The organism is Bradyrhizobium sp. WSM4872 (assembly GCF_055811715.1).
In genome coordinates this window covers 345,839-359,854 of the sequence record NZ_JBVVPT010000001.1, presented here as the reverse complement: position 1 = coordinate 359,854, position 14,016 = coordinate 345,839, and the positions used below count along the sequence as shown (strand labels likewise).

The following is a 14,016-nucleotide window of genomic DNA, read 5'->3' as shown; positions in this document are numbered from 1 at the left end:
CCACCCCCGCCCCCCCCCCCCCCCCCCACACCCCCCCGCCCCCCCCCCCCCCCCCCCCCCCCCCCCCCCCGGCGCCCCCCCCCCCCCCCCCCCCCACCCCCCCCCCCCCCGGCCCCCCACACCGAGCGTTGGGGAACATGTGCGCCATAGCCGGCCATTGTACTTAGCCTGACCGGAGCCTTCTATGATATCGCGACGCGCTCTTGAACTTGCGACTGCCATCCTCACGGGCGGTTTTGGCGTTGCAGTTGTGGTCCAGAGTCTCGACAACGGCATCGGCTGGTCGAGCGCGGGCGTGGACGCCGGGACGTTTCCGTTCCTGACCGGGATCATCATCGTGCTCGGGAGCCTCTACAACCTCGCGCGAGGTGTCGTGCCGGCCGCGACGCTCGCCAGCGTCCCCATTGCCATCACACCGATCGAGCTGCGCCGGCTTGCCGGCCTGTTCGTGCCGGCCGCGATTTTCGTGGCTGCGATCCCGTTGGCGGGGATGTACGTCGCCTCGGCCCTGTACATCTTCGCGGTGCTGGCGATCCCCCGACAACAATCCGTGCCGCGCGCGCTTGGCATGGCGGCGGCGACAGCGCTCGCCCTCTACGTCGTGTTCGAGCGCATGTTCCAGGTGAGCTTGCCGCACGGCGCGCTCGCCGCCGCGTTTGGCTTCTGACGGAGAGGCCGATGGACAATCTTGGAGAACTCCTTCACGGCTTTGGCATCGCGATCACGCTGCCGCATCTGGCGCTGATGGTGATCGGCGTGCTGCTCGGCATTCTCGTCGGCGTGCTGCCTGGGCTTGGTGCTCCGAACGGGGTGTCGCTGCTGCTGCCGCTGACCTTCGGCATGCAACCGGTCTCCGCCATCATCCTGCTCTCCAGCATGTATTGGGGCGCGTTGTTCGGGGGATCCGTGACCTCGATCCTGTTCAACATCCCGGGCGAGCCGTCGTCTGTCGCCACCACCTTCGACGGCTACCCGATGGCGCGCGACGGACGACCGACGACGGCGCTCGCCACCGCTTTTGGCTCGGCGGCATTCGGCGCGCTGATCGGCGTCATCCTGATCACCTTCCTCGCATCATGGGTGGCGCAGGTCGCACTTGCCTTCGGGCCGGCGGAATATTTCGCGGTCTATTTCCTGGCCTTCGCCAGCTTCGTCGGCATGGGCGGGGCGGCGCCGATCAAGACCATCGTCGCGCTGGCGATCGGCTTTGCCATTGCCGCCATCGGCATCGACACGGTCTCCGGGAGCGTGCGCCTCACCATGGGCGTCGACGAGCTCGTCAAGGGCGTGAACTTCGTCGTCGCGGTGATGGGTCTGTTCGGCGTCGGCGAGCTGCTCGTCGCCGTCGAAGAGGAGTTTCATGCGCGTGCGGTCTCCAACAGGATCGATTGGCGTGAGGTGTTCCGTGCCGTCGGCCGCCTGCCACGGCATAGCGTTGCGCTACTGCGGAGCGCGGCGATCGGATGCTGGATGGGGATCACGCCCGGCGGGCCGACTGCGGCATCCTTTATGAGTTACGGCATTGGCCGTCGCTTCTCGCGCCGTGGCCGATACTTCGGTACGGGGGAGGTTGAAGGCATCATCTCGCCGGAGACGGCCGATCATGCCGCCGGGACCAGCGCGCTTCTGCCCATGCTCTCGCTCGGCATTCCCGGCTCGGCCACCGCGGCCGTCATGATGGGCGGGCTGATGATCTGGGGCCTCAATCCCGGGCCGATGCTGTTCGTCGACCAGAAAGACTTTGTCTGGGGCCTGATTGCCTCGATGTATGTCGGCAATATCGTCGCCGTTGTGCTGGTGCTTCTGACTGTGCCGATCTTCGCCGCCCTGATGCGGATCCCCTTCGTGATCATCGCGCCCCTGATCGTGATCATCTGCGTCGTCGGCGCCTATTCGGTGTCGAACTCCTATCTCGATGTCGTCATGATGCTCGGTTTCGGCATCGTCGGCTATCTCTTCAAGAAGCTGTTCTATCCGCTGGCGCCACTCGTGCTCGCGATCGTCATCGGCGACAAGGCCGAGGACGCGTTCCGGCAGTCGATGCTGATGTCGAAGGGATCGCTTGGGATATTCTTCGCCAACAAGCTGGTGACATGCCTGATCGTGGCCGGCATCGCGCTGTTGCTGTTGCCGCTCGTGTTGCAGCTTGCGCGCTTGCTGCGCAAGCCTGCGCCGTCGATCCACGAGACGACAGTCCAGAACACAGATCGAGAGACCGCGCGAGAGAAGGTGATGATATGACCGCAAAGCCGCTCATTGCACTGGCAATGGGAGATCCCGCCGGCATCAGCCCGGAATTGACCGCAAAGCTCGTGTTGCAGGACGACATCCGCGCCCGCAGCCGGATCGCCGTGATCGGCGACCGCCGCATCTTCGACGAAGGCGCGCGCATTGCCGGCGTCAAGCCGGAACTGACCATGGTGGAGCAGGGGGCCGATCTGCGCGAGGCGGAGGGCGAGACGCTGTTCGTCGATCTCGGCCACCTCGGTCCCGGCGACATCAGGCAGGGCATTGCGAGCCTTGCCGGCGGCAGGTTCGCACTTGCCAACTACAAGCACGCGCTCGAACTCGGCCGCGACGGCCGGGTCGATGCCGTCTGCTTTACGCCGTTCAACAAGCAGGCGATGCGACTGGCCCGCGCCGAGTACGACGACGAGATCGCGTTCTCCGCAGAAGTGGTCGGACTCAAAACGCCCGCAAGCGAATTCAATGTGCTGGACCGGCTCTGGAACGCCCGCGTGACCTCTCACATCCCGCTCAAGGACGTTGCCGCGCGACTGTCCGGCGAACGCATCCATCGCGCGCTTAAGTTGACTGATGCCTGCATGCGCAATGCCGGCTTCGCCCGGCCGCGCATCGCGGTCGCCGGGCTCAACCCGCATGCCGGCGACGGCGGCAATTTCGGTCGTGAGGAGATCGATGTCATCGCGCCCGTGGTCGCGGCCGGTCAGCGCGAGGGCATTGCCGCCGAAGGGCCATTCCCCGCCGACACGGTGTTCCTGCGCGCCAAGGGCGGCGCCTTCGATGCTGTGCTGACGATGTATCACGACCAGGGTCAGATCGCGATGAAGCTGATGGGGTTCGATCGCGGCGTGACCTTGCTCGGCGGCTTTCCGTTCCCGATCTGCACACCGGCGCACGGCACTGCCTACGACATTGCCGGCCAAGGCATTGCATCAGTCGGTGCCAGCCGCGCCGCGGTGTTGCTCGCCGCGGACATGGCCGTGCGTCGCCTCGCGTGATCCGTTGCTAATTCGGCAGCGGCATCGTCAGTTCCTTGTCGGCGGTATCCACCACGAACACGGCAAGCAGCTTTGCGGGCTCGGTATCGCTGGCATTGGCGCTGACGGCATGGCGGTCGCCGGGCTTTTCAGAGAAGTTCTCTCCCTTGCGAAAGACCCTGGCGGGCCCGTCATTGACCTGACTGCGGATCGCGCCTTCCAGGACCGTGGCGTAGATGAAAGCCGAGGGTGCGTGGATGTGGGCCGGTGAGGACCCTCCGGGACCATACTCGACCAGCACGCCCTTCATGCTCTTGCCCGGGACATTCGGCAGCGTCTGGTCGAACACGAGCGTCACCTTGGCCGTGGCTGCCGCTGTCTCGGCGGCATGGGCCGTCAGGAATGATGCGGCATAAACAGCAATTGCGATCAGCAATCTGCGCATGGAAGCCTCCTCAAAGTCTCGCAAGCCATGTTGCGAGCGACGTTTTGCCGAGCCGCGCCTCGCCGAGAGGGTTCAGCGATGTGTCGTCGATGGGAGCGCCGTAGTACGGCGACTTTGGGTCTCCCACCACCAGTCGGGTGTCGCCGGACGCCTTCAGGCGCCGTGCGATGAATTCATTGAAGGGCGCCTTCTCAGGTCCTGCGATATCGATCGTGCCGTTGAGCGGTGGCCCCATCGCGACCTCTGCGAGGCGATCAGCCACGTCGTCGGCTGCGATCGGTTGAAACAATGCCGAGGGAACGACGATCTGGCCGTCGGCCGCGCCCATATCGCCGATGGCGCTGAGGAATTCGAAGAACTGGGTGGCGCGGACGATCGAGTAGGGGACCGGAGATGCCTTGACGATGGTCTCCTGCGCCAGCTTGGCGCGAAAATAGGCGATGTCGGGCGAGCGCTCGGTTCCGACGATCGAGAGCGCCACATGATGCTTCACGGCTGCAGCCGCCTCGGCCGCAGCGAGGTTCTTGCTCGAACGTTCGAAGAATCCGAGCACGGCGGCAGGCTCCCAGGACGGCGCGTTGGCAACGTCGACGACGACGTCCGCGCCCGCCAGCACTGCTGCGAGGCCTTCCCCGGTGACGGCGTTCACGCCTGACTTCGGCGAAGCCGCGACGGCGTCGTGGCCTTGCTGCTTGAGCTTCGCTACGAGCTTGGATCCGATCAATCCGGTCCCGCCGATCACGACGATCTTCATGGCATGTCTCCTCGGCACGTTGCGGGCGCGAGCGTTTCAGGATCGACGGCGCGCGCGTCGCGAGAGCGATGAGGCGACTCTTACCGAGGAGATGGGGCAGGCTCTTGCCTGTAACCCGCCTGCCTTGTCCAAAAATGCTGAAGATGTTTATCGATCGCCGATGGATAAAGTTGCGTATCGAAATAGTCCAACGCGCAGAGCGCCCCCCTGACGCCGCATGCGCCAGCGGCGCTCGCTAGATTGCAGCACGTCCTTCTTGTTGGCGTTCGGTTACAGACGGCATTCGCACCACGCAGCGGAACCCGACATGGCTGGTCGAAGTATCGACCGGTTCGGCGTGGCGCGCGGCCGGGCGATAGCGGCGGCAATAGTTCGGCGCGCAGAGGTGCGAGCCGCCCTTGAGGACCTTGCGCGAAATTTGGATATCGGGGACGCGAGGGTCGTAACTAGTGTGCTCACCGCCGCCGCGGGGATTTTTAGGGATGCAGCAGGGTTTTGCAGCGTCGGCTGCGTGCTTTGATGACCACCAGTCGACGGTCCACTCCCAGACATTGCCGATCATGTCATAGAGACCGTAGCCGTTCGGCGGGAAGGCCATGACCGGCGAGGTACGCTCGTACCCATCCTCGCCGAGATTCTGGACGGGGAAGTTGCCCTGCCAGATATTGGCCATGTGCTTGCCGCCCGGCATCAGCGCATCGCCCCAGGCGTATTCCTCCGCCTCGAGGCCACCGCGCGCGGCGAACTCCCATTCCGCCTCCGTCGGCAAGTCCTTGCCGGCCCAGTGGGCATAGGCTGCCGCATCGCTAAAGGAGACGTGAACGACCGGATGATCGTCGAGGTCCTTGAGGTTGCTGCCGGGACCATAGGGATGACGCCAGTTGGCGCCGCGCAGGAAAGTCCACCACTGGCTCCAGTCGGTGAGATCGGTGATGCGCGGCAGCGGGGAGAACACCAGCGATCCCGCGTAGAGCATCTCCGCCAGCGCGCCTGGATAGTCCTTCGGGTCGGGAACGATCTGCGCCTCGGTGACATGGCCGGTCGCGTTGACGAACTGCTTGAACTGCCGGTTGGTTACGGGCGTGCGGTCCATCCAGAAGCCGTCGACAGCGACGCGATGGCTCGGCGCTTCCTCGGGATAATGATGGTCGGATCCCATGCGAAACGTTCCGCCGGGAATGAAGACCATCTCGCCGGTCTTCAAATCATCCGGCAACCACTCGCAGTGATCCAGATCCGCTCGCAACATGGTGGAAGCTCCGATACGCGCATTCCACCCGATGTTACTGCGCCAACTCTGGCAGACTTCGACGATAGCGCTTTGCCCGGCCCATTGGACGCATTGTTCGGTCCCCTCTTTTTTGGCGCTCGGGGGAGAGAAGGACGCTGCGTTGCGTCAACATCTCTTTCCTTTGCACGCACGTTTTCGAGCACGCCGCAAATCCATGCCGCGTGCGCTCTGCCATCCGCAGAACGCTTCCGCTCAATATCGCTAAGGTTGCAAACGGTATCCGAAGATTGGACGGCTGTGATGTGCAGTTTGTGCCAGTCTGCCCGGGCAGTTGGTGAGACCTAGTGCCCCATGTCGAAAATCCCTCAGTGCAGGGCAGTTCAGTGGCATATCTAGCAACAAACTTGCCGATGATTTGTCTCAAAACGCGAAGTCAGCCTCTCGCACCCACCTCGCGTTGTGGTGGTACTTTGCTATCGCGTGCCGCAGAATTGTCGCGCTTCAGTAACAGGGTCCGGCCATGGGGCAATTCCTTCTGGTTGATTCGCGCAAGCTGGATGGTTTCGAAGGTCTTCAGCAGGCCGTCCACGGCTCGCATGTCGATGTGATGCAACTTGGCCGCGGTCGGTTGCGCGGAACGTTGTCCCATGTCGGCATCGGCGACTTCTCGCTCAGCATTGGTGCTTTCAACGTCGGCATGCGCACGCAGCGGGTGTCCAGCGACGACAGACTGATCATCGGGATGCTGCTTGCGGCCGAAGAGCGCGTCGCCCACTGGTCGTTCGACATGCAGCTCAACGATGTGCTCGTCATTCCGCCGCGGCTCGAACATGATGGTGTTTTTCACGGCGGCTCCGCTTACGCCGCTATGCGCTTCGACCTCAACGAAGTCGCGACGCTGTTCGGCGGTGAGGCACGGCTGAGCGACCCCGACACCTGGCGCAGCCGCGGTCATTTCCGCGCGGACATCGAGACCGGCGCGATCGCCTCGCGCCGCCTGGTCCGGATCATGTCGCACCTGCGCGACAACAAATATGGGCTGACGCCATCAACCGCCGATTTCTGGAAACGATCGATCGCCGAATGTATGGCTGCCAACGTCGCGTCGTCGCTGCCACCCGATGGCAATGGCTGGCTGCCTTCCGCGCGACGGCTGGTCCGCAAGGTCGAGGAGTTTCTCGACGACGCCGGCACGCGTCCGGTACATGTTTCGGAAATTTGCGCGGTGCTCGGCGTATCGCGGCGTACCCTGCACCGCGCCTTTCAAGAGGTATTCGGCCTCGGTCCGGCCAGCTTCCTCAGGCACAAGCGTCTCTGCGCTGTTCACTCCATCCTGCACCAGAGCGCACCCGGCTCGACCACCGTGACAGCCGTCGCCATGCAGCAGGGCTTTTACGAACTCGGCCGGTTTTCGCAATATTACTTCGCAATGTTCGGGGAGCGTCCGTCGCAAACGCTTGGAATTACGACGCTGCAGCCAGTCGAAGACGACATCGCCAGAGCCTAGCGCTCTGGGCCCGGACCGCGACCGACGCCATGATCGCATGCATGCCGGTGTTTTGCCGGCGTGAAACGGCGAAAAAAACCGTCATGAAAACAACCAGATGGCTACTGTGCATGGGGTTGTTTTCACGGTTTTGAGTTGGATGGGCAAGCTGGCGGCTTCACGCCCCGCAGACGATCACACCATACCAGCCGAGCCCGCGATAGGTTTCGTAGCCCGGCGTGGCATGGAACGCGACCAGCGTGCCCGAGCGGTCCTGATAGAAGCCGGAGCGCTGGCCGTCCAGCGAGAGCGAGATGCGCTCGCTGAGGATGCCCTGGCCGTCCGAGGCGGCGATGATGCGAAGATTGGAATCGACCAGCAGCACGCGCGCCTTGTCGCTGTCGCCGACGCGCACGCCTTGCACGATGGCGCGGGCCTGTGCCTCCCAGTCGAAATGGATGGCGAGCACGCCGATTGGCGCGCCGTTGGCCTGGCCGCCGGCGCGGACGCTGGCGCAATAGGTCGCGACCTGGGCATTGCCGAGCAGCGGCTGATTCTCGACGTCGCCGGCGACATAGTCGTCGCCGGAGCGCAGGGTCTTGGCCTCGCGAAACCATTTGGTGTGGGCGACGTTCTGGCCGACGGTGCGAAAGCGGTCGGCGCGGCCGTTGGCGATGACGTTGCCGTCGAGGTCGCAGAGCCAGAGGTCGATATAGACGGTGTAGGCTCCCAGGATCACGCCGAGACGCTGCGAGGCATGGGACACGGCCGCGCCGTCGGGCGAGGCCGCGCAATCGACCAACGCGGAATCGGTCGCCCACCAGCGCACGTCGCAGGTCCGTTCATAGAGGTTGCGGTCGATCAGTTCGATGGCGTTGAGCGAAAGGTCGACCATGCGCTCGCCGCGCGAGCGCTGGCTCATCCGGTCGATCGAGGAGACGAGATCGCCAGTCCGTTTCGTCAATTGGCTTTCGAGTTCGCGGGCGATGGTCTCGACCTGCTGGCCGACGCCGCGGACCTCCTGCGCCACAACTGCGAAGCCCGCGCCCTGCGCGCCGGCGCGCGAGCTTTCGATCAGCGCGTTCAGCGCCAGCATCTTCATCTGGTTGGTGATCTGCTGGATCGCCTTGGTCTTGTCGACCGCGATCTGGTTGACCTCCGCCGTGAGGCGGTTGATCAGCGCGGAGATGTCGGAATCATCATCAGCGGGTTCGGTGGTGATCGGCTTGGTTTTCAGACCCAGCGCAGCGGACATCGGGGCTTCCTTGGCAATGAGGCCTGATCTGCAATGAACCCGGAACAATCACGTCAGATCGAATACAATTCTTTTTCGGAGATTCCGCCTAACGCCTGCTTAATTTGCTGTTTTGCGGCATGCTCAAATGATAGTCAGTGCGCGCAGCAAAGCGGCAATCCACCGCTTTGTGCCGCGCAGACATTGCAAATCCCGGGGGATTGCGGGCCAATCGTGCCATCGGCCGGACGATGCAATACCTCCGGCTTCCAGGTTCCTCAAACCGACCGATGTTCATGACGCCGCCCGCCACCGCCTTGCCTGTCGAAGCGCCCCAGGCGTTCCTGGGAGTGGCGCGCTCGCTCACCGACAAGCTCTGGCGCGACCGGCTGGATGCGCGCGGGGCGGCGAAGGCGCTTGCCATCGTGCAGCGCCACCTATTGCCGGAACTGCTGGCGCGGGTGCTGGCGGGGCGCGGTGTCGACAGCGACGCCGTGGCAGATTTCCTCGATCCAACCATCCGCAAGCTTCTGCCGGACCCGTTCACGGTGACGGAGATGGAGGCCGCCGCGAAGCGGATCGCGGATGCCGCGGCGAACAGCGAGAAGGTCGCGATCTTCGGCGACTACGATGTCGACGGCGCCACCTCGGCGGCGCTGCTGACCTGGCATCTGCGCCATTGCGGGCTCGATCCGCTGATCCACATTCCCGACCGCATCTTCGAGGGCTATGGGCCCAACACGGAAGCCGTGCGTGCGCTGGCCGCAAAGGGCGCCACGCTGCTCGTGACCGTCGATTGCGGCACCACCAGCATCGAGCCGCTCGCCGAAGCAAAACGTCTCGGCATGTCCGTCGTCGTGATCGACCATCATCAGGCCGGCACGGAGCTGCCGGAGGTCGACGCGCTGGTCAATCCGAACCGGCTCGACGATCTCTCCGGCCTCGGCCATCTCGCCGCCGTCGGCCTCGTGCTGGTGACGCTGGTCGCGGTCAATCGTGAATTGCGCCAGCGCGGCTTCTGGAATGCGGAGATGCCCGAGCCGGATCTGCTCGGCATGCTGCATCACGTTGCGCTCGGCACGGTTGCCGATGTCGCGCCGCTGATCGGTCTCAACCGCGCTTTCGTCGCCAAAGGCCTGATCGCGATGCGGCGGCGCGACCATGTCGGCCACACCGCGCTGATGGACGTGGCGCGGCTCAACGGCCCGCCGGAGGCCTGGCATCTCGGCTTCATGCTGGGGCCGCGCATCAATGCCGGCGGCCGCATCGGCCGCGCCGATCTCGGCGTGCGGCTGCTTTTGGAGGGTGACAGCGTCGAGGCCGCGCGGATCGCCGCCGAACTCGACCGCCTCAACAGCGAGCGCCGGATCATCGAGCAGGCGGCCGAAGCGCAGGCCGAAGCCGAGGCACTCGCCTCGATCGGGCTAGAGGACAAGATCGGCGTGATCGTGACGGCCTCCGAAGGCTGGCATCCCGGCGTGGTCGGTCTCGTTGCGTCCAGGTTGAAGGAGAAGTTCTCGCGGCCCGCCTTCGCGATCGCGCTGGAGCCCGGTGGTATCGGCACCGGTTCCGGCCGCTCGATTGCCGGCGTCGATCTTGGCAAGGCAGTACGGCAGGCGGTCGCCGACGGCATTCTGCTCAAGGGCGGCGGCCACGCGATGGCTGCGGGCGTCACGCTGCGGAAGGAAAAGCTCGCCGAGTTTCGCGCCTACCTCGAGAACGCGCTGGCGCGCGACGTTGCCGAGGCGCGCCACGTCAACGAGCTCTACATCGACGGCGCGGTCTCCGCGCGCGCGGTGACGACCGAACTTGCAACGACGCTCAACCGCGCCGGCCCCTTCGGCAGCGGCAATCCGGAAGTCGTGTTGGCGCTGCCGGCGCACCAGCTCGTCTATGCCGACGAGGTGGGACAGGCACATTTGAGGCTACGCTTCAAGTCGGGCGACGGCGCCATCGTCAACGGCATCGCGTTCCGTTCGATCGGACAGAAGCTCGGCAACGCGCTCGTTGCCAATCGCGGCCAGCAATTGCATGTCGCGGGATCATTGTCGGTCGATCGCTATCAGGGCGCCGAGCGCGTGCAATTCCGCGTCATCGACGTCGCGCTACCCGACCAGGGACCATCCATGATTAGATAGGCCCGGCAAACAACAAAAAAGCCAACAGCAAAAAAGAAAAAAGGGAGTGAACATGGCAGGGCAGGTTCAGGGCAAGGTCGCGCTGGTGACCGGCGGCGCATCCGGAATTGGCGAGGCGATCGTCGAGCTGTTCGCGCGCGAGGGCGCCACCGTCATCGCCACCGACATCGACGAGCTGCGCGGCCCCGAGCTCGCCAATCGCGTCACCAAGGCCGGTGGCAAGGCGATTTTCCTGGAGCAGGACGTCACCAGCGAAGAGCGCTGGATCGAGATCACAGCCGAGATCGCGAAGCGCTTTGGCCGGCTCGATATTCTGGTCTCGAACGCAGGCATCGGCCTTGCCGTGCCCTCGATCGTCGACATGACGCTCAGCGACTGGCGCAAGCAGAACGCGATCAACCTCGACGGCGTCTTCCTCTCCGTCAAGCATTGCCTGCCCCTGATGCGCAAGACCGGCGGCGGCTCGATCGTCATGATGTCCTCGCTCGCGGGCCTGCGCGGCGCGCCCGGGCTGTCGGCCTATTCGGCGACCAAGGGCGGCGTGCGGCTGTTCGCAAAGTCGATCGCGATGGAGTGCGCGGCCGCCGGCGACGGCATTCGGGTCAACTCCGTCCATCCCGGCATCATCGACACGCCGATCTGGGGCAAGATCCCGACCGGCGCGACCGGCAACCAGGGCAACGCGCCGATCGATCCCGAGGAGCGTGCGCGCGTCGTCGCGCCGCTCGGCCGCGCCGGCCAAGCTGCGGAAATTGCCTCCGGCGTGCTGTATCTGGCCTCCGATGCCTCGCGCTACGTCACCGGCAGCGAACTCGTCATCGACGGCGGCATGAATGCCGGCGGCGTGCCGCGGCGGCAATAGCCCGCCGCGCGGGCTGCGAAGGGCAGGGTGGCGCCCGCGGGGGCTGACGCGCAGGCGTCGGACCTGTACAACGCGGGCGTCTTCCGGCCGACAGAGGTGTCCTTCCGCCATGGCGCACAGCCTTCACTCTTCGTCATCCACGCCAGCAACGTTCCGCTCGAACCGTCCGGACCTCGTGACTGATGCGATCCGCAGTGCGCGCGAGGATCTTGCCGCTTGCTTTCGGATGGCCGCGCGCAACGGCTTTGAGGAGGGCATCTGCAACCACTTCTCGGCCGTGGTGCCGGGCCATGACGATCTCTTCCTGGTCAACCCTTACGGCTACGCCTTCCGCGAGCTGACCGCGTCAAAACTGCTGATCTGCGACTTCCACGGCAACGTGCTCGACGGCGAGGGTGTGCCCGAGGCGACCGCGTTCTACATCCATGCCGAGATGCACAAGCGCCTGCCGCGCGCCAAGGTCGCCTTCCACACCCACATGCCCTACGCCACGGCGCTGTCGATGACCGAGGGCGATCCGCTGATCTGGGCCGGCCAGACCGCGCTGAAATTCTACGGTCGTACGGCCGTGGACCGCGACTACAACGGCCTCGCGCTCGACAACCGTGAAGGCGCGCGCATCGCCTCCAGCGTCGGGGATGCCGATATCATCTTCATGAAGCATCACGGCGTGATGGTGCTGGCCCCGACCATCGCGGAGGCCTGGGATGATCTCTATTATCTCGAACGCGCCGCCGAGGTGCAGGTGCTGGCAATGTCGACGGGGCGACAGGTGCGGCCGGTTGATCCCGCGATTGCGGCCGAGACCTACAGGCAGATGCGCGAGGGCGATTCCGAATCCGCCCGGCTGCATCTCGCCGCAATCCGGCGGCAGCTCGATGCGGAAGAGCCGCAGTACCGGCACTGAGCCACAACTACGACCCCTGGCGCAGCTTCGCCAGCACCTTCAGCCCGCCATAGCCGTCCGCAGGCGTGATGCCCGCGCGCTGCTGAAAATCCTTGATTGCCTTCATGGTGTCGTTGCCGACACGGCCGTCGGTGCCGCCGGTGTCGAAACCGGCCTTGGTCAGGCGTGTCTGCATCTCCTGCACCTCGGCGAGCGTCAGCGCGCGCTCGGAGCCGGGGAACGGCTGGATGAAGGGCGGGGCGCCGAGGCAGCGGTCGCCGAGATGGCAGATCGCCAGCGCGTAGTTCATCGAGGGGTTGTAGCTCTTCACCGCGTTGAAATTCGGTCCCAGCAGAAACGTCGGCCCGCCCGCAACCGGGGTCCACATCTGCGCGGATGCGGAGTCTTGCGGGAACGGCTGGCCGTCGGCGCGGGTGACGCCGGCCGCCTGCCAAGCCGCATAGGTCCGGCTGCCGCTCATCTCGCCCGATGCGCGCACCTCGTAGCCCCAATGCTCGCCGCGGTGCCACTTGCCGCGATTGACGAGATATTTTGCGGTCGAGCCCAGCGCGTCGTCGGGCTTGCCGAACGGCGACACCTTGCCGTCGCCATCGTAGTCGATGCCGACATTGAGCCAGACCTCCGGCATCCATTGCGAATGCCCCATCGCGCCGGCCCAGGATCCCTGCATCTGCTCCGGCGTGCTCCAGCCCTTGTCGACGATGCGTAGCGCGTTGATCAGCTCGGTCTCCCAATAGGCTTTGCGCCGCGGCTCGTTCCAGGCGAGGGCGGCGAGCGAGGGAAACACCGGCGTCATGTGGTTCTGCTGCACCAGCGGATCGCCATAGGCGGACTCGACGCCCCACAGCGCCAGCAGCGTGCCGCGCTCGACGCCGAAATCGCGCTCGATGCGCGCGAGCAGCGCCTCGTTGTTCTTCAGCGCGATCTTGCCGTTGATGATGCGCCAGTCGGAGACGCGACGGTTGATGTATTGCCAGAGCTGCTCATGGAATTCGGGCTGGTTGCGCATCTGCTTGAACACGCTCATGTCAGGCTCGACCCGCGCCATCGCGCGCTGCCAGGTCGCGGCCGAGATGCCCTTGGCCATTGCACGAGCGCGAAAACCCTCACGCCATTCCTCGAAACCTGGAGGTGCGGCGAAGACATACGTCGGGAAAACGAGCAGGGTGGCTGCGCCGATCGTGAAGGCGCGGCGGGTATGACGGATCGAGGAATCAGCGTGTTTCATCGACTTATTGTAGCCGGAAACATGGCTCCTGTGAGTCGGTTCCTGGAGGCTCGGAACGGGACGTCCAGTCCTGTTCCTTCCGGAACAAATTGTCGCACTCCCGCATTCCCTCCGCATGCAATCGAGGAGGACGAGATGAGGAAATATCTGTTTGCGGCAGCCATGGTCACCGCGATCGCCGCGCCTGCTTTTGCCGACGAAGTCGGCGTTCACGTTGGTCCGGTCGGTGCCGGCGTGACGGTCGGACAGTCTCACGAATATCGTGAGCGGGACCGCGATCGCGATCGCACCACCGTCATTAGGGAGCGTGAACCCGCCGACCGCACCACGGTGATCAAGAAGGAAGATGAATTCGGCAATCGCAGCAAGACCGTGATTCATCACGATAACGACTGACGGAGCGGGGGCCCCGCCCCCCGCCCGGGCCCGCCGGAGCACCCCCTCCCCGCATAGCCGAATAGGGGGGGTATGTAGATAACCCCGCCAGCGGCAAGCCCATTAGGGGAACGC

13 protein-coding genes are annotated in these 14,016 nt (G+C 64.9%); 8 read left to right on the top strand and 5 right to left on the bottom strand.

Going from position 1 to position 14,016, the window contains the following annotated elements; translation table 11 throughout:
• Positions 1-184: 184 nt before the first annotated feature.
• The 3 genes from AC0L3C_RS01805 to AC0L3C_RS01795 are packed head-to-tail and all read left to right on the top strand — an operon-like array spanning position 185 to position 3,242.
• Positions 185-667: a tripartite tricarboxylate transporter TctB family protein gene (locus tag AC0L3C_RS01805; RefSeq protein ID WP_473261638.1), complete on the top strand. Its 483-nt coding sequence runs from the start codon at positions 185-187 to the stop codon at positions 665-667.
• A gap of 11 nt (positions 668-678) precedes the next feature.
• Positions 679-2,241, top strand: a complete 1,563-nt coding sequence (locus tag AC0L3C_RS01800) for a tripartite tricarboxylate transporter permease (protein ID WP_473406996.1) — start codon at positions 679-681, stop codon at positions 2,239-2,241.
• A complete protein-coding gene (locus AC0L3C_RS01795) occupies positions 2,238-3,242 on the top strand; it encodes a 4-hydroxythreonine-4-phosphate dehydrogenase PdxA (RefSeq protein ID WP_473406995.1) in 1,005 nt (334 codons plus the stop codon). The genes AC0L3C_RS01800 and AC0L3C_RS01795 overlap by 4 nt, the downstream gene beginning before the upstream one ends.
• A gap of 7 nt (positions 3,243-3,249) precedes the next feature.
• Here AC0L3C_RS01795 and AC0L3C_RS01790 read toward each other — a convergent pair whose 3' ends face one another.
• The 3 genes from AC0L3C_RS01790 to AC0L3C_RS01780 all read right to left on the bottom strand — a co-directional run bounded on the left by AC0L3C_RS01790 (position 3,250) and on the right by AC0L3C_RS01780 (position 5,669).
• On the bottom strand, positions 3,250-3,666 hold the full coding sequence (locus tag AC0L3C_RS01790) for a cupin domain-containing protein (RefSeq protein WP_473406994.1): 417 nt from the start codon (positions 3,664-3,666) through the stop codon (positions 3,250-3,252).
• Between the two features lie 10 nt (positions 3,667-3,676).
• Positions 3,677-4,420, bottom strand: a complete 744-nt coding sequence (locus AC0L3C_RS01785) for an SDR family oxidoreductase (RefSeq protein ID WP_473406993.1) — start codon at positions 4,418-4,420, stop codon at positions 3,677-3,679.
• A 235-nt stretch (positions 4,421-4,655) separates the two neighbouring features.
• A complete protein-coding gene (locus AC0L3C_RS01780; RefSeq protein WP_473406992.1) occupies positions 4,656-5,669 on the bottom strand; it encodes a formylglycine-generating enzyme family protein in 1,014 nt (337 codons plus the stop codon).
• A gap of 502 nt (positions 5,670-6,171) precedes the next feature.
• On the opposite strand from AC0L3C_RS01780, the gene AC0L3C_RS01775 reads away from it, so the two are divergent.
• A complete protein-coding gene (locus AC0L3C_RS01775) occupies positions 6,172-7,158 on the top strand; it encodes a helix-turn-helix domain-containing protein (RefSeq protein ID WP_473406991.1) in 987 nt (328 codons plus the stop codon).
• Between the two features lie 157 nt (positions 7,159-7,315).
• Here the strand turns inward: AC0L3C_RS01775 and AC0L3C_RS01770 are convergent, their stop codons facing one another.
• Positions 7,316-8,392 (bottom strand): methyl-accepting chemotaxis protein, encoded by a 1,077-nt coding sequence (locus tag AC0L3C_RS01770; RefSeq protein ID WP_473278084.1) that lies wholly within the window; start codon positions 8,390-8,392, stop codon positions 7,316-7,318.
• A gap of 275 nt (positions 8,393-8,667) precedes the next feature.
• On the opposite strand from AC0L3C_RS01770, the gene recJ reads away from it, so the two are divergent.
• From recJ to AC0L3C_RS01755, 3 genes are all read left to right on the top strand, one after another.
• Positions 8,668-10,509: a single-stranded-DNA-specific exonuclease RecJ gene (gene recJ, locus AC0L3C_RS01765; RefSeq protein WP_473261620.1), complete on the top strand. Its 1,842-nt coding sequence runs from the start codon at positions 8,668-8,670 to the stop codon at positions 10,507-10,509.
• A gap of 52 nt (positions 10,510-10,561) precedes the next feature.
• Positions 10,562-11,371: an SDR family NAD(P)-dependent oxidoreductase gene (locus tag AC0L3C_RS01760; RefSeq protein ID WP_473261617.1), complete on the top strand. Its 810-nt coding sequence runs from the start codon at positions 10,562-10,564 to the stop codon at positions 11,369-11,371.
• A gap of 109 nt (positions 11,372-11,480) precedes the next feature.
• Positions 11,481-12,278: an aldolase gene (locus AC0L3C_RS01755; protein WP_473406990.1), complete on the top strand. Its 798-nt coding sequence runs from the start codon at positions 11,481-11,483 to the stop codon at positions 12,276-12,278.
• Between the two features lie 7 nt (positions 12,279-12,285).
• Here AC0L3C_RS01755 and AC0L3C_RS01750 read toward each other — a convergent pair whose 3' ends face one another.
• Entirely contained in the window at positions 12,286-13,506 is a 1,221-nt protein-coding gene (locus AC0L3C_RS01750) for a lytic murein transglycosylase (RefSeq protein WP_473406989.1), read from the bottom strand.
• A gap of 135 nt (positions 13,507-13,641) precedes the next feature.
• Between AC0L3C_RS01750 and AC0L3C_RS01745 the strand changes: the two genes are divergently transcribed.
• Positions 13,642-13,902, top strand: a complete 261-nt coding sequence (locus AC0L3C_RS01745) for a hypothetical protein (RefSeq protein ID WP_035974993.1) — start codon at positions 13,642-13,644, stop codon at positions 13,900-13,902.
• The last annotated feature ends 114 nt before the right edge of the window (positions 13,903-14,016 follow it).

What these genes read in the sequence shown, in the direction of transcription:
- AC0L3C_RS01805 (WP_473261638.1), top strand. Translation starts at nt 185, where the DNA reads ATGATATCGCGACGCGCTCTTGAACTTGCGACTGCCATCCTCACGGGC.
- AC0L3C_RS01800 (WP_473406996.1), top strand. Translation starts at nt 679, where the DNA reads ATGGACAATCTTGGAGAACTCCTTCACGGCTTTGGCATCGCGATCACG.
- AC0L3C_RS01795 (WP_473406995.1), top strand. Translation starts at nt 2,238, where the DNA reads ATGACCGCAAAGCCGCTCATTGCACTGGCAATGGGAGATCCCGCCGGC.
- AC0L3C_RS01790 (WP_473406994.1), bottom strand. Translation starts at nt 3,666, where the DNA reads ATGCGCAGATTGCTGATCGCAATTGCTGTTTATGCCGCATCATTCCTG.
- AC0L3C_RS01785 (WP_473406993.1), bottom strand. Translation starts at nt 4,420, where the DNA reads ATGAAGATCGTCGTGATCGGCGGGACCGGATTGATCGGATCCAAGCTC.
- AC0L3C_RS01780 (WP_473406992.1), bottom strand. Translation starts at nt 5,669, where the DNA reads ATGTTGCGAGCGGATCTGGATCACTGCGAGTGGTTGCCGGATGATTTG.
- AC0L3C_RS01775 (WP_473406991.1), top strand. Translation starts at nt 6,172, where the DNA reads ATGGGGCAATTCCTTCTGGTTGATTCGCGCAAGCTGGATGGTTTCGAA.
- AC0L3C_RS01770 (WP_473278084.1), bottom strand. Translation starts at nt 8,392, where the DNA reads ATGTCCGCTGCGCTGGGTCTGAAAACCAAGCCGATCACCACCGAACCC.
- recJ (WP_473261620.1), top strand. Translation starts at nt 8,668, where the DNA reads ATGACGCCGCCCGCCACCGCCTTGCCTGTCGAAGCGCCCCAGGCGTTC.
- AC0L3C_RS01760 (WP_473261617.1), top strand. Translation starts at nt 10,562, where the DNA reads ATGGCAGGGCAGGTTCAGGGCAAGGTCGCGCTGGTGACCGGCGGCGCA.
- AC0L3C_RS01755 (WP_473406990.1), top strand. Translation starts at nt 11,481, where the DNA reads ATGGCGCACAGCCTTCACTCTTCGTCATCCACGCCAGCAACGTTCCGC.
- AC0L3C_RS01750 (WP_473406989.1), bottom strand. Translation starts at nt 13,506, where the DNA reads ATGAAACACGCTGATTCCTCGATCCGTCATACCCGCCGCGCCTTCACG.
- AC0L3C_RS01745 (WP_035974993.1), top strand. Translation starts at nt 13,642, where the DNA reads ATGAGGAAATATCTGTTTGCGGCAGCCATGGTCACCGCGATCGCCGCG.